The sequence below is a fragment of the Rhodanobacter sp. OK091 genome (assembly GCF_900142825.1).
Lineage (GTDB): Bacteria > Pseudomonadota > Gammaproteobacteria > Xanthomonadales > Rhodanobacteraceae > Rhodanobacter.
On the sequence record NZ_FRCH01000001.1, the window covers coordinates 1,433,537 to 1,447,850 of the forward strand.

10 protein-coding genes are annotated in these 14,314 nt (G+C 65.0%); 7 read left to right on the forward strand and 3 right to left on the reverse strand.

What is annotated here, in order from left to right:
• Window positions 1–21 precede the first annotated feature (21 nt).
• Both BUA26_RS06635 and BUA26_RS06640 read right to left on the reverse strand, forming a co-directional pair.
• Window positions 22–1,068, reverse strand: a complete 1,047-nt coding sequence (locus BUA26_RS06635) for a YncE family protein (protein ID WP_072758923.1) — start codon at window positions 1,066–1,068, stop codon at window positions 22–24.
• A 25-nt stretch (window positions 1,069–1,093) separates the two neighbouring features.
• The gene (locus tag BUA26_RS06640; RefSeq protein WP_178368549.1) at window positions 1,094–3,940 is read right to left on the reverse strand and encodes a TonB-dependent receptor; all 2,847 of its coding nucleotides are present in this window, start codon (window positions 3,938–3,940) and stop codon (window positions 1,094–1,096) included.
• 203 nt (window positions 3,941–4,143) lie between these two features.
• Between BUA26_RS06640 and BUA26_RS06650 the strand changes: the two genes are divergently transcribed.
• The 7 genes from BUA26_RS06650 to BUA26_RS06680 all read left to right on the forward strand — a co-directional run bounded on the left by BUA26_RS06650 (window position 4,144) and on the right by BUA26_RS06680 (window position 11,220).
• The gene (locus tag BUA26_RS06650) at window positions 4,144–4,821 is read left to right on the forward strand and encodes a response regulator transcription factor (protein ID WP_072758924.1); all 678 of its coding nucleotides are present in this window, start codon (window positions 4,144–4,146) and stop codon (window positions 4,819–4,821) included.
• The gene (locus BUA26_RS06655) at window positions 4,808–6,187 is read left to right on the forward strand and encodes a sensor histidine kinase (protein WP_218587780.1); all 1,380 of its coding nucleotides are present in this window, start codon (window positions 4,808–4,810) and stop codon (window positions 6,185–6,187) included. The genes BUA26_RS06650 and BUA26_RS06655 overlap by 14 nt, the downstream gene beginning before the upstream one ends.
• A 138-nt stretch (window positions 6,188–6,325) precedes the next feature.
• Window positions 6,326–7,663, forward strand: a complete 1,338-nt coding sequence (locus BUA26_RS06660) for a TCR/Tet family MFS transporter (protein ID WP_072758928.1) — start codon at window positions 6,326–6,328, stop codon at window positions 7,661–7,663.
• Window positions 7,660–8,163, forward strand: a complete 504-nt coding sequence (locus tag BUA26_RS06665) for a DUF1993 domain-containing protein (RefSeq protein WP_072758930.1) — start codon at window positions 7,660–7,662, stop codon at window positions 8,161–8,163. The genes BUA26_RS06660 and BUA26_RS06665 overlap by 4 nt, the downstream gene beginning before the upstream one ends.
• A gap of 264 nt (window positions 8,164–8,427) precedes the next feature.
• A complete protein-coding gene (locus BUA26_RS06670) occupies window positions 8,428–8,646 on the forward strand; it encodes a hypothetical protein (protein ID WP_072758932.1) in 219 nt (72 codons plus the stop codon).
• A gap of 171 nt (window positions 8,647–8,817) precedes the next feature.
• Window positions 8,818–10,464 (forward strand): NAD(P)/FAD-dependent oxidoreductase, encoded by a 1,647-nt coding sequence (locus tag BUA26_RS06675; protein ID WP_072758934.1) that lies wholly within the window; start codon window positions 8,818–8,820, stop codon window positions 10,462–10,464.
• A 93-nt stretch (window positions 10,465–10,557) separates the two neighbouring features.
• Entirely contained in the window at window positions 10,558–11,220 is a 663-nt protein-coding gene (locus tag BUA26_RS06680; protein WP_072758936.1) for a DsbA family oxidoreductase, read from the forward strand.
• A gap of 6 nt (window positions 11,221–11,226) precedes the next feature.
• Here BUA26_RS06680 and BUA26_RS06685 read toward each other — a convergent pair whose 3' ends face one another.
• Entirely contained in the window at window positions 11,227–14,181 is a 2,955-nt protein-coding gene (locus BUA26_RS06685) for a bifunctional diguanylate cyclase/phosphodiesterase (protein WP_072758938.1), read from the reverse strand.
• Between the last annotated feature and the right edge of the window lie 133 nt (window positions 14,182–14,314).

Here is a 14,314-nt window from a genome sequence, read left to right on the forward strand (position 1 = left end):
GGCCAAGCGCTGCCGCCGCGGCTATTTGCTACCCACCACCAGCACCTCGAAGCCTTCGACCGGCACGCCCTTGCCAGCCTTCTGCGCACCGGCAACAAAGACCTCGTGAGTGTCCGGATCGAGCGCCAGGGTGCGTGCGCTCTTCAGCGTCGGCACGGTTGCCGCCACCCTGTAGCGCTCCTTGCCGTGCTGCACATACTGCTGCACCACGCTCAGCGTGCCTTCGCCGTTCGAGCTCAGCACGAGCTTGCGTTCGGCATCCCACGCCACCGCGTCGGGCCGCTTGCCGATCGCGATTTCGGCAACATGATGTCCGTTGGTGGCATCGGTCACGATCAGCATGCCGTTGGCGCAGACCGAGAACAGCCGCTGCATGCTGGCGTCGAATGCCAGCCCGGTCGGGCCTTCGCACGGCGCCAGCGACCATGTCTGCAGCAGTTTGTCGGTCTTCAGGTCGATGTGTGCGAGCTGGGCGCTGTCTTCCAGATTCACCCACAGATTGCCCTTGCCGTCGCTCACAGCGAACTCGGGATTGCTCGGCAGCGCGATGGTGGTCAGTTCCTTGCCGGCCACCGGATCGATCACGCTGATATTGTTGCTGTGGCCGTTCATCGCCAGCACCTGACCGCTGGCCGGCTCGACGATGATCGCGTCCGGGTCTTTGCCGCTCACCGCGATGTGGCCGACTACCTTAAAGCTGTCGGTGTCGATCACGCTGATGTTGTCACCTTTGCCATTGCTGACGTAGCCGCGATGCTGCGCCGGCACCAGCGCCACGCCGTGGGCGTGCTGCATACCCGGAATCTCGGCCAGCAGCTTGCCGCTGGTCGTGTCCACCACCATCACCCGGTCGTCGCGGGCAATGAAAAGGTGGTGCGCGGCCGGATCCAGCGAGAGGTAATCCCAGCCGCCCAGGCCGCCCAGCGCATGCTGCGCGGTGACCGCATAGGCCGGTATGGCCGGCGGCGCCAGCGGCATCGGAGGAAGCCCACGGTGAGATACGGCTGCCTGGGCAGCGGCCATCGCCGGCGCGGCGGCGAGAAGCAAAGCAAATGCCAGAGTTTTCATCGGTGAGTCCTGCAACGGAGGTGGGTCAGAGCTTGACGCGGAAACCTAATGAATAGCTTTGGTCGTAGAACTCGCGCTGGATCGGCCGGGCATTCGACGGTCCCTCGGTGAACTTCAGCCGCGTGCTGGTGAGATTCTTGGCGCTGAAGAACAGCGACATGCGGCTGTTGAGCGCGTAGCTGGCACCCAGATCCAGCGAGAAACGCGGCTGCGACCAGATATCCGTCGACGGATCGGCACCCACACCGAAGATGTTCTTGCTGACATAGTAGGCGCCCAGGTTCACGTTGAGCCCACCCAGATCGTAGAACAGCGTGAGGTTGGCGGTGTGCTGCGAGGTAGACGGTAGCAGCTCCTTGTCGCCAGGACGCAGCTCGGCGCTGGAGTCGACGTAGGTGTAGTTCGCACCCGCGCCGAAGCCGGCTAGCCAGCCCGGCAACAGGCTGAACTTCTGCTGGTAGTTCAGCTCCACGCCGCGCGCGTAGGCGCTGTTGATATTGCCGTAGGTAAACACCTTGGCCGCCCCGGTGAAACCCGCGAACAAGCCATTGTTCGGGAAGCTGACGCCTACTTCTTCCTTGTTGACGATGTAGTTGCTGAGCTCCTTGTCGAACACGCCGATCGAGGCGATGCCGCTGTCGTTGAGGTAATACTCCAGCGAGGCGTCAAAATTGTTGCTGGTGGTCGGCTTCAGATCCGGATTGCCCTGGCTCACGCTGTCGGCCGACGGATCGATCAGGATGGACGCGGTGATCTGATTGAAGCCCGGCCGGGCGATCGTCTTCGAGTAGCTGGCACGGGCAATCAGGTTGTCGCGGATCTCATAGCGCGCCTGCACAGTAGGGAAGAAATCACCGTAGCTGTGCCCGCGCGAGGTCGGCACAGCGGCCACGAAGTCGCCGTTCGCATCGAGCACGATCTGATTCGCGCCATAGGTGGCCGCGGTGCGCTCCCAGCGCACGCCGGCGAGGATGCCAAGCTTGTCCAGCGGCTGGAACTGGTACTGGCCGTAGAGGGCATACACGTTCTCGCTGGCGGTCGAGGCGCCCTGGGCGGCGTTCTGCTGGTCGGCCAGCGGGTTCTTTTCCGGGAACAGCGCCGGGCTGCCCACGAACAGGTTGCGCAACGTGTCCGCGTTGATGTTCGGGCCGTTCTGATAGTGACCGTCGTAGAACGTGATCGGGCCGCCCGTGACGAACTGATCGAGCGGCAACGATGGCGTACGAGCCTTGAAGCTGGCGATGCCGATATGCCGATCGCGCAGGCGGGCGCTGACGCCGAACTTCAGCGCCTCATCATCGCCGCGGAAGAAGCTGGTCGGCACGGTCAGGTTGAACGCACCGGAATACTCCTGGTCGTGCGCGTGTTCGGTGCTGTTCTGGAAGCCGCCCAAGGTGTAGTTCGCCGGGTCCAGCGGATTGGGACCGGCCAGCGTGGAGAAACGGGGGAAGCGCGGATCGCTGACGTTGTCGTAGGCAACCGTAGAGGGCGCATCGGTGGAGAAGGTCGAGTTGTAGTCGAACAGCTTGTTGTAGGAGCCGATCGCCAACGCGGCCAGGTAATCGATACGGAAGTCGTGAAAGTCGTTCTCGCCGCCGAGGGTGACGACGCGGGTGTCGATCTGCTCCTTTTCATCGCGCAGCGTCTTGTCGAAGGTGACGGTGGGATCGATGAAACCCTGCGGATGGGTCGGGTCGACGCTGGCCGAACCGGTACCGTTCTGGAACAGGTTGTAGGTCAGACGCTGGCGATTCACCGTCTCGGTATAGCCGGCATCGAAGTAGCGTGCGTACCAGCGATTGTCGGCGTCGGGCTGGTAGTCCAGCTCGGCGCCATAGCCGAGCCGGCGCCGGTGGTAATTGTAATAACGCTGCTCGAAATCGTTCATCACCTTGTCGGGCGTGCCGTTCGCCTGGTCGTCGGCATAGGCACCCTCGATGTCGTCGACGCCACGCTTGTCCTCGAAATAGGCCAGCGTGCCGATCACGCTGAACGCATTGCCGGGCCCGAAGCGGCCGCCGCCGCTCAGCATGAAATCCTTGATCGGGCTGTCGCGCAGCGACTCGACACCACCGCCGATTTCGCCGTCGAGAAACCTGTCCTTCAGCGGCGGCACCTGCCGCGGAGTGATTTCGATGGTGCCGCCGAGCGCCTCGGCATCCTGCTCCGGGGTGTTGGTCTTGGTCACCGTGATCGCGCCGATCAGGCCGGCTGGAATCGAGTCGAACGCGACCGCGCGACCACCGCTAAGCGGCGACGCCACGTTCGTCGGCGGCAGCCGCACACCGCCGAAGGTGGTGCCGTTGAGATCCGCGTCGAGGCCCCGGATGTTCACGAAACGGCCCTCGCCGGTGTCGCTCTCCAGCGCGATACCGGGCATCCGGCGCACCGCCTCGGCCGCGTTCACGTCAGGCAGCTTCTGGATCTCGGTCGCCGGCAGCACATTGACGATATTCGGCGCGTCCTGCTGGATGCTGCGGGCAAGTATGGCCGGCGTGGTCTGGGCGGTGACTTTGAGTGCCTGCAACGTGGTGGCGCCCTTGCCGCCGACATCCACGTCCTGCTCGACCTGCTGGCCCGGCTGCAGTGTCACATGCTGTTCCACCCGCGGCTGCGGCTGCCCGTTTACCGACGGCGCGTTCACCACCAAGGTGTAGCGGCCCGCGTCGACATCGCTGAAATCGAAACTGCCATCGCCCTCGGTCACTGCGCTGCGGCCCAGCTCGCGCAGTTCCACGCGCGCGCCCGCCACTGGCTGCTGGCCGTCGTCCACCTGCCCGTGCAGGCTCGCCGGGGTCCCGGCATGCGCCAGCGCCGCGCCGGTCAACGTCACGAAACCCACTATCAAGCTGCCTGTACGTGTTCGAGCCATGGAAAACCCATCCGATCTAGTGAATACGCGGGACATCGCAGGCCGGCACGATCGCCGTGAACTCCTGCTGTCATCTGATCGACGTTAAATGGGCGGCATGACCGAATGGATGCGGGAGGCTTACCAAGCTGTAAGAAAGGCGCTGCCCACGGGCAGCGCACCTGCAGCACAACCGAGACATCCCTGCCAAGCGGAGCCAGCAAATGAAGATCCTGATCGTCGAAGACGACCACGCCATGGCGACCCACATTGTTAATGGCCTGCATCCACGGCACCGGCACGTCGAACGCGTTGCCGATGGCTACCAGGGCCTTTCGCAGGTGGCCCGCGCGCACTATGACCTGCTGATCGTCGACCGCATGCTGCCGAAGCTGGATGGCCTCGGCCTGGTGCGCGAACTGCGCGCCAGCGGACGCGAGACACCGGTACTGATGGTGTCCGCGCTGGGTGAAGTGGATGCGCGCGTCGAGGGGCTGGAAGCCGGCGTGGACGACTACCTGGCCAAGCCGTTCGCGATGACCGAACTCAACGCCCGGATCGACGCGCTGGCGCGCCGTCCGCGGCTGGGCGAACCGGCGACGCGGCGGCGCGTGGCCGACCTCGAGCTGGACCGGCTCACCCGCACGGTGAGCCGCGCCGGCCGCACGATCGAATTGCAGCCGCGCGAATTCCGTCTGCTCGATTACCTGATGTCGCATGCGGGTCGCGTGGTAACCCGTGCGATGCTGCTCGAACACGTCTGGGAATTTCAGTTCGAACCGCAGACCAGCCTGGTGGAGACGCACATCAGCCGGCTGCGCGCGAAGATCGACCGCGACTTCGACGGCGAGTTGCTGCACACCGTGCGCGGTGTCGGCTACAGCTTGCGTGCGGCGCACTGAGCCGATGCGCAATCCGGTGTTGCGCACCGCGGCGTTCCGGTTGGCGTTGTGGCAGGCCGCGCTGTTCGCGCTGCTGGGTGCGGCGCTGCTCGGTATCGTGTGGCTGCGCATCAACGACTACGCGCAGGACGAACTGCGCGGCAAGGTCGCCACCGAGATGGCCAGTCTGCGCCAGGCCGACGCCGACGGCACGCTGGTCATGCAGCTGCGCCAGCGGCTCGCCGTGCTGCCGGCAGGGCCGGACTACTACCTGCTGACCGACGCGCAGCAGCGGGTCATCGCCGGCAACCTGCGCTATCGGCCCGACGCCATCGGCTGGCACACGCTGCCGCTGCGCGGTGCGATCGGCAAGGACAACAACGACGCCGACCGGGTGCATCTGTACGTCGCGCACTTCCCCGATGGCCGCTGGCTGGTGGTCGGCCGCGACAACCGTTTGGTGGTCGAACTGGGCGAGGTGCTCAGCGACAGCTTCATCGATGTCGGCGGCCTGGCGATCATGCTGGTGCTGCTCGGCGGCGGATTGGCGAGCTGGCGTTATCTGCGGCGGATCGACGCGCTGGGTGCGCGTGCCGAACGCGTGCTCGAAGGCGCACAGGAGCTGCCGCTGGTCGGCAGCGGGCATGGCGACGAGCTCGACCGGCTGGCCGCCCGCCTGAATCGCCTGCTCGAACGCACGCGGGTGCTGATGGAAGGCATGCGCCAGGTATCCAACGACATCGCGCACGATCTGCGCACGCCGCTGGCGCGGACGCGCCAACGGCTGGAGGCGAGTCTCGCTGATGGCATGGACGCGGCCCGCCTGCGCCAAACCATCGGCGAGGCGGTCGGCGACATCGACGACTTGCTGGCCACGTTCCGCGCACTGCTACGGATCGCCAGCGTCGAGGCGCGCCAGCGTCGCAGCGGCTTCGAGATGATCGATCTGTCCGCGCTGTTCGAGGACGTCGCCGAAATCTACCGGCCGGTGGCCGAGGACAGCGGCCACCCGTTCGAGGCTCATATCGCCGCCGGCCAGCACCTGCACGGCGACCGCGCGCTGCTCACCCAGATGCTGGTCAACCTGGTGGAAAATGCGCTGAATCACACCCCGACGTGCTCGCTCCTTCGGCTGGAACTGCAAGTACAGGCCGATGCCGTGATCGGACGCGTGACCGATCGCGGCCCCGGCATTCCGCCCGAATCTCACGCGCAGGTACTGAAACGTTTCGTGCGGCTGGACAGCAGCCGCAACCCGCCCGGTGCCGGACTGGGGCTCGCGCTGGTCGCGGCGATCGGCGATCTGCACGGCATCGGCCTGGTGTTGCGCGATGCGATGCCGGGGCTGACGGTGGAACTGCACTTTCCGCGCGCACGCATGGGTTAGCGCCGACCTGATCTATTCAACGCAGGCGTCACCGGATCGGTCAGGTCCGGCTCCTCCGGCCGCTGTTCGGTGCTCGCTGCACGTGTCGCGCCGGCGCCATTCGGCTATCGTGCACCTCCCAATGCATTGCCAATATCCATGGATCAGCCACCCACTCTCGCCACACCGCAGCGCCGTGCCGCGCTCACTTTCATCTTCGTCACCGTCATGCTGGACATGCTGGCGTTCGGCATCATCATCCCGGTGCTACCGCACCTGATCGTGGATCTGATCGGCGGCAGCATTGCCAAGGCCGCCGTATGGTCGGGCGCATTCGGCGCGCTGTTCATGCTGATGCAGTTCATCTTCTCGCCGGTGCAGGGCACGCTGTCGGACCGCTTCGGCCGGCGCACGGTGATCCTGATCTCCAGCTTCGGTCTCGGCATCGACTTCATCGTGATGGCGCTGGCGCCGGTGCTGTGGCTGCTGTTCATCGGCCGCGCGGTGTCGGGTGTCTGTGCGGCGAGTTTCTCCACCGCGAATGCCTACATAGCCGACATCGTTCCGAAGGACAAACGCGCGGCGGCGTTCGGCACGCTGGGCGCCGCGTTCGGGATCGGCTTCATCGTCGGTCCGGCGCTGGGCGGCTTTCTCGGCCATCTGCATATCCGGCTGCCGTTCTGGGTGGCGGCAGGATTGTCGCTGGTCAATTTCTGCTACGGCTACTTCGTGCTGCCCGAATCGCTGCCGAAGGAAAAGCGCAGCGCCCGCTTCGACTGGCGCCATGCCAATCCGTTCGGCGCGGTGGTGCTGTTGCGCCGCTATCCGCAGGTGTTCGGGCTGGCTGTGGTGTTCTTTCTGATCAACCTGGCGCAGTTCTCGCTGAATTCCACCTACGTGCTGTACACCGATTACCGTTACGGCTGGGGACCGCAGGCGGTCGGCTACACGCTCGGGCTGGTCGGCCTGTGCAGCGGCCTGGTACAGGCCGTGCTGGTGCGCCGGCTGATGCCGAAGCTGGGCGAGCGGCGGATGATCATGGCCGGACTCATGCTGTGCATCGTCGGCTACATGTTCTTCGGCTTCGCCTCGCTGCCGTGGCTGTTCCTGCTCGGCATTCCGTTCCTCAGTCTCGGTGGCCTGGCCGGACCGCCGGCGCAGGCGATGATGACGCATCAGGTCGATCCGCATGAGCAGGGCCGCCTGCAGGGCGCGCTGACCAGCCTGGCCAGCCTCGCCGGCATCTTCGGGCCGGCGTTGTTCGCCAATATCTTCGCGCTGTTCATCAGCGACCACGCGCCGGTGCAGCATCTGCCAGGCGCGGCGTTCGTACTGGCTGCCTCGCTGCTGTTTGCCGCCGCGCTCATCGCCGTGCGCGTGATGCGCCATGCGTCTGCCGCGGCGCCATTGGCAATCGACGACATCGTCCCCACCCTGCCATTCAACGAATTTTCGTCCGAATCGATCCCCCACGCCCCACCGGAGCAATCCCCATGACGCTTTCCTTGTATCAGGCTGCCGTTCCCGTCTTCATCCGCGCGCTCGGCAATCTCGTGCACGTGCTCAAGAAAGGCGAGGAACACGCGAAGGCGAAGAGCGTCACCGACGAAGTGCTGCTGCAGACCCGGCTGATCCCCGACATGCTGCCGCTGGTCAGGCAGGTGCAGATCGCCTGCGACATGGCCACCCGCGGCACGGCCCGTCTGGCCGGTGTCGAGCCGATGCCGTTCGAGGACAACGAGACCACGCTGGAGCAGGTCTATTCGCGCATCGACCGCGCGCTCGAATACATCAACACGTTCAAGCCCGAGCAGATCGACGGCAATGAGGCCCGCACCATCGTCCTCAAGACGCGCACCGGCGAAATGACTTTTGACGGCCAGACCTACTTGCTGCACTTCCTGATCCCGAACCTCTTCTTCCACTGCACCACCGCCTACAACATCCTGCGCGAAGCCGGCACTGAGATCGGCAAGATGGATTTCATCGGTAGCTAATAATCCGCCCCAGCGGGGTATCCGCAACGAAAATCTGTGCCCGACGCAGTCCGTGCTGCGCATGGACTGCGTCGATCGGGATGTGCCTACAAACCGAACACGGCGATGGCGTTCCGGCGGCCAGGAGCCGTGCCGCGACGGCCGCCCAAGGCTGAAAACCGTCCCGCATCCGAAATTTGTGACACATACCGCATTTTCTTGGGGTTTGGTGGCTTGGCCCATGCTTGATATATCGGGAACTTCCCGATTACCGAGGACACGTCCATGGAGCAAGACATCGAGTACGTCATCGTCGGCGGCCCCCAGCATGGCCTGGTCTGCCACGACTCTTCCCATCAGGCCCGCGCGCTGGCGATCGCCAGCAATGATGGTCACCTCTGCCTGGCTGCCGCTTGCCGGCATTCACGCAGGAGTGCCTCGCGCCTGATCCTGCTGCACCCACAAGCCACAGGTGAGCAAATTCTGGCCATTCTTGCGGCTTGAGCTGACGCCCCGCGTCAGCTTCGTAACACCGGCGAGCAGTGAACGTTGCGGCTACGCGCGTTCTGCGCCTTGTCCACTCTGCATGATCGCATCGACAATAGCGGGTCAGCCCTGACCGCGTAACGGCTCTGGGGCCCTTCTCACCGCTCCGACCGACCCCGACGGATCCGCATGCTGCGACTGACCGATCTCAAGCTGCCGCTGGATCACAGCGAGGCCGCACTGACCGCCGCGATTCTCCAGCGGCTGGATATCGAGGCCGTCGCACTGACCGGCTACAGCATCGCCAAACGCAGCTATGACGCACGCAAGCGCGGCGCGATCGCGCTGATCTACGCGCTCGATATCGACACCACGCGCGAGGCGGAGCTGCTGCGGCGTTTCGCCGACGACCCGCACGTCCAGCCCACACCCGACACCCACTATCACTTCGTGACGCAGGCACCGCCGAAGCTGTCGCAGCGACCGCTGGTGATCGGATTCGGTCCGTGCGGCCTGTTCGCCGGGCTGATCCTGGCGCAGATGGGTTTCCGCCCGATCATCCTCGATCGCGGCAAGGAAGTGCGCGAGCGCACCAAGGACACCTGGGATCTGTGGCGCAAGCGCAACTTGCATCCGGAATCCAACGTGCAATTCGGCGAAGGCGGCGCCGGCACGTTCTCCGACGGCAAGCTGCACAGCCAGATCCGCGATCCGCTGCATCACGGCCGCAAGGTGCTCACCGAATTCGTCAAGGCCGGCGCGCCGGAGGAGATCCTCTACGTCAGCAAGCCGCACATCGGCACGTTCCGGCTGGTGACGATGGTGGAGAACATGCGCGCCACCATCGAATCGCTGGGCGGCGAGATCCGCTTCAGCAGCCGCGTCGACGATCTCCTGCTCGAGCCGGCCGCTAACGGCCAGCGGCAGATCCGCGGGGTGACCCTGGCCAGCGGCGAGCAGATCCGCGCCGATCATGTGGTGCTGGCGCTCGGCCACAGCGCACGCGATACCTTCGAGATGCTGCACGCGCGCGGGGTGTACCTGGAAGCAAAACCCTTTTCGATCGGCTTCCGCATCGAACACCCGCAGTCGGTCATCGACAGCGCCCGGTTCGGCCCGCAAGCCGGCCACCCGGTTCTCGGCGCGGCCGACTACAAGCTCGTGCATCACTGCAAAAAAGATCAGAACGGACGCGGCCGCACGGTGTACAGCTTCTGCATGTGCCCCGGCGGCACCGTGGTCGCCGCGGCTTCCGAACCCGGCCGCGTGGTCACCAACGGCATGAGCCAGTATTCGCGCAACGAGCGCAATGCGAACGCGGCGGTGGTGGTCGGGATCGATCCGTCCGATTTCGCGCCCTACGACGCCAGCGGCAGTCCGCTCGCAGGCATCGCGCTGCAGCGCGCGCTGGAAAGCCATGCCTATGTCCTGGGCGGTGAAAACTACAGCGCACCGGGCCAACTGGTGGGCGACTTCCTCGCCGGCCGCGCCTCGCGGGAGTTCGGTGAAGTGCAGCCGTCGTACAAGCCGGGCGTGACTCTTGGCAAACTCGACAGCACGTTGCCTGACTATGCGATCGCCGCAATCCGCGAAGCGCTGCCCGCGTTCGAACGCCAGATCCGCGGCTACGCGATGCACGACGCAATCCTCACCGGCGTCGAAACGCGTACCTCCTCGCCGGTACGGATCACGCGCGACGACAGCCTGCAGAGCCTCAACACCCGCGGCCTCTACCCCGCCGGCGAAGGGGCCGGATACGCTGGCGGGATCCTGTCCGCGGCAGTCGACGGCATCAGGATCGCCGAGGCGGTAGCGTTGAGCATCCGCGGAAATTGAAATCCGATGGCCGATTGATTCTGCCCGTCGGCGACCCTACCTACGTCTGATCTGCAGCCAATCGCGCTGCCTGTTCTTCGCGAAGGTTCCCCGATGTCCACTTCAGCCACGCCCACCCCGCTCCGTATCGACTTTGTCTCCGATGTCTCCTGCCCGTGGTGCGCCATCGGGCTCGCTTCGCTGCAGCAGGCGCTGGCGAAGCTGGACGGCGAGGTTGCGGCGGAGATCCATTTCCAGCCGTTCGAGCTGAATCCGCAGATGGCCGCCGAAGGCGAGGATTCCACCGAGCACCTGGTGCGAAAATACGGCAGCACGGCCGAACAGATCGATGCCAACCGCGCGGCGATCCGCGCACGTGGCGCCGCGCTGGGCTTCACCTTCAACATGGATCGACGCAGCCGCGTCTACAACACGTTCGACGCGCACCGGCTGCTGCACTGGGCTGAACTGGAAGGTCGCCACCTCACCCTGAAACAGGCGCTGCTACGCGCCTATTTCACCGATGGCGAAGACGTCAGCGCGCATGACACGCTGCTGCGGCTGGCCGGTGAGGCAGGCCTGGATATCGAGCGGGCACAACAGATCCTTGCCGGCGATACCTACGCGGACGAAGTGCGCGCGCAGGAGCAGTTCTTCCAGAGCCGCGGCATCCATTCGGTGCCGGCGACGATCATCAATGGCCAGCACCTGATTTCCGGTGGGCAGCCGCCGGAGGCCTTCGAGCAGGCATTGCGGCAGATCGCCGCCACGGCGTAAACCCGCTCACGCGTCGACCGCGCGCGACTCCGACCAGTGCATGATCGGCGATGGGTGACCGAGCAGGTAGCCCTGGCCCATCTCGCAGCCCATCGCCATCAACGCACCGTACTGGATTTCGGTTTCGATGCCTTCGGCGATGACCTGGATGTTCAGCGCGCGCGCCAGCGCTAGGATCGCCGCCACTACCGTGGTACTGCTGGTGTTGGCACCCTTGTCCAGCTCATGCACGAATGCACGGTCGATCTTCAGAATGCGCAGCGGCAGCGAGTGCAGGTAGCTCAGCGAAGAGTAGCCAGTACCGAAATCGTCCAGCGCAGCGCCGACGCCAATCATGCGCAGGCGATCCAGCGTGGCGCGCACGCGCTCGGGGTTGTCCAGTAGCGCGCCTTCGGTCACTTCGACCACCAGCCGCGATGGCGACAGGCCGGTGCGTTCGAGCATATGGATGAGGCGCCCGTCAAAATCGGCGTGGCGCAGGTGCAAGGCCGAAACGTTCACCGTCATGAACATGTCGGCACGGCTGTGCTGCAGCAGCAACTCGCAACTGAGTTCGAACATGCGCCAATCGATCGTCTCGATCAGTCCGCTGTCCTCGGCGATCTTCAGGAAGTCGCCCGGCCGCAACAAGCCGCGTTGCGGATGGTTCCAGCGGATCAGCGCTTCATAGCCCACCACCTTGCCATCGCCCAGCGCACAGATCGGCTGGAAGTACGGCTCGAACTGGTCGCGCTGCAACGCTTGGCGCAGCTCGCCTTCCAGCGCCAGCACGTCGACCACGTTCTTCGCCAGCGTCTCGTCGAACAGCTCGAACCGCTTGCGTCCCAGTTCCTTGGCCCGGTACAGCGCGATATCGGCATCGCGCAGCACCTCATCGGCCGCCGCGTAATGACTGTCGCCGATCGCGATACCCACGCTGGCGGTCACCTGCAACTCTTTGCCGATGATCAGCATCGGGTCAGCCAAGGCGTGCATCACGCGTTGTGCCACGGCTGTGGCATCTGGCGGCAGTTCCACGTCTTCCAGCAGGATCGCAAACTCGTCGCCGGACAATCGCGCCACCAGATCGGGATGGCGTACGCAACCGGCCAGCCGAGTCGCCACCTCTTTCAGTACTTCATCGCCAGCCAGATGGCCGAGGCTGTCGTTGATGATCTTGAAGCGGTCGACGTCCAGATACAGCAGCGCGCAGCGTTGCTGTGGATCACGCCGGATCGCAGCCAACACACGGTCGATGCGGTCGCGCAGGTAGCCGCGGTTGGGCAAGCCGGTCAGCGAATCGTGCATCACCTGGTGACGGAGCTGATCCTGCATGCGCTCGCGCTCGATGATTTCCTTGCGCAATGCCAGCGTGCGCTCTTCCACCCGGTGTTCGAGTTGCTCGTAGGCACGCCTCAGCGACTCGGCGGAGCGGCGGCGAGTCAGGCTGTTGGCGATCTGCGACGCGACGAAGCTGAGCAGCTCCTGATCCGCCGGGCCGTAGACCACGCTGGGCCGGTAGCTCTGCACGGTCACCAGACCGATCACTTCGTCGCCCACGATCAGCGGCACGCCGAGCCAGCACATCGCCGGCGAACCCATCCGCCCCGGCACGATCTCGCCCTGCCGCTCGAGCTCTTCGATATCCGCGTTGTCCGCGCGCAATGCGGTGCCACGACGCAACACGTATTCGCTGAGGCCACGACTCAGCGGGCGTTCGGCCGGCGGGCGCTTCACGGCATCCACGGCATAGGGGAACGTCAGTCGCTGGCGATCATCGGAGAGCAACGCAATGAAGAAATTCTCGGCATTCAGCAGTTCGCCGACCACCGCGTGCACACGCCGGTAGAACTCGTCCTGGTCGATATCCGCGGTAGCCAGCTCGGCGAGCTGGAACAGCGCCGACTGCAGATATTCGGCACGTTGCCGTTCCAGGATTTCCAGCTGCAGCCCGCGATTGGCCTCGGCCAACTGCTGGGTGCGCAACTGCACCCGTTGCTCCAGATCGGCCTTGGTCTGCTTGCGTTCGAGCGCGGTAAGGATATGGCTGCCGACAAATTCCAGCAGGGCCAGATCCTCGTCGGTGAAGCCGATATCCTGCCGATAGCTCTGCACCACCAGCGCGCCGCCCGGCTGGCCGTCGCGCAACATCGGCACGCCGAGCCAGTCATAGCTGTCCACGCCGATCAGCGCCACTGGCCCGGGCACCTGGCTGCGCAGCTCCTCGGCGTTGCCCATGCGTGCCTTGCCGTCGCTGATCACGTACCAGGTCAGCGTGTATTCGATCGCGCTCAGCGGCATGTCCTGTCCGTTGCCGGGTGGCTGCGGATCTTCGACGTCGACGAAATACAGGAAGCGGATCGTGTCCTGCTCGGCGTTGCGCAGCACGATGAAGAAATTTTCCGCGTACATCAGCGTGCTGACGATGGCGTGGATGCCGCGCAGCAGCGCCGGCATGTCGCGCTCGGAGCCGGCCAGGTCGGAGATCGCAAACAAGGCGCGCTGCAGCGTTTCGGAGCGTTCGAGTTGCTGATGCGAATGCTGCAGCTCGCCCCACTCCAGCGCCCGCCGCATGTACTCACCGGCAAATTGCAACGGCGCCGCCAGTTCATCGAGAAAGCCGGTGCCATCGCGATCGGATTGCAGGGTCAGCAACAACAGCGCCGGTTCGGGCTGCTGGCACAGGCGGATCGCGACGCGGCGGCGATCGGGATGCCGGTGCGGGGCTTCCGAATGACAGGCTTCGTCCAGCCACGGCCAATCTGCCGCGTCGATCCGCATCGCCGGTGCGCTGTGATGACGGTCCGGCTGATCCAGACCCCACAATACGCAGGCCCTGACGCAGCCGGGACGGGCCTGCGCCAGCGCGGCGATCGTCGCGCCCACTTCATTGGGTGTGTTGCCCGCTGTCAGCCGAGCCAGCCAGCTCAATTGCAACGAGCCGTCAGACGGCGTCGATTCAACCGCACCCACATGTTTCATTGGTGGAGCTCCCCCGAGCCCGGCCGCCAACGCCTGCCGGCTAGCATACCCCTTCAATGCCGCGCGAAAACGCCTGCTCCGGGCTGCCGTGAACCTGCAGACATACGACGGGACACACAATGCCGATAAACTG

Bases quoted from the DNA above. Each gene is read 5' to 3' on its own strand.
- BUA26_RS06635 (WP_072758923.1), bottom strand. From the start codon at position 1,068: ATGAAAACTCTGGCATTTGCTTTGCTTCTCGCCGCCGCGCCGGCGATG.
- BUA26_RS06685 (WP_072758938.1), bottom strand. From the start codon at position 14,181: ATGAAACATGTGGGTGCGGTTGAATCGACGCCGTCTGACGGCTCGTTG.
- BUA26_RS06665 (WP_072758930.1), top strand. From the start codon at position 7,660: ATGACGCTTTCCTTGTATCAGGCTGCCGTTCCCGTCTTCATCCGCGCG.
- BUA26_RS06675 (WP_072758934.1), top strand. From the start codon at position 8,818: ATGCTGCGACTGACCGATCTCAAGCTGCCGCTGGATCACAGCGAGGCC.
- BUA26_RS06660 (WP_072758928.1), top strand. From the start codon at position 6,326: ATGGATCAGCCACCCACTCTCGCCACACCGCAGCGCCGTGCCGCGCTC.
- BUA26_RS06670 (WP_072758932.1), top strand. From the start codon at position 8,428: ATGGAGCAAGACATCGAGTACGTCATCGTCGGCGGCCCCCAGCATGGC.
- BUA26_RS06640 (WP_178368549.1), bottom strand. From the start codon at position 3,940: ATGGCTCGAACACGTACAGGCAGCTTGATAGTGGGTTTCGTGACGTTG.
- BUA26_RS06650 (WP_072758924.1), top strand. From the start codon at position 4,144: ATGAAGATCCTGATCGTCGAAGACGACCACGCCATGGCGACCCACATT.
- BUA26_RS06680 (WP_072758936.1), top strand. From the start codon at position 10,558: ATGTCCACTTCAGCCACGCCCACCCCGCTCCGTATCGACTTTGTCTCC.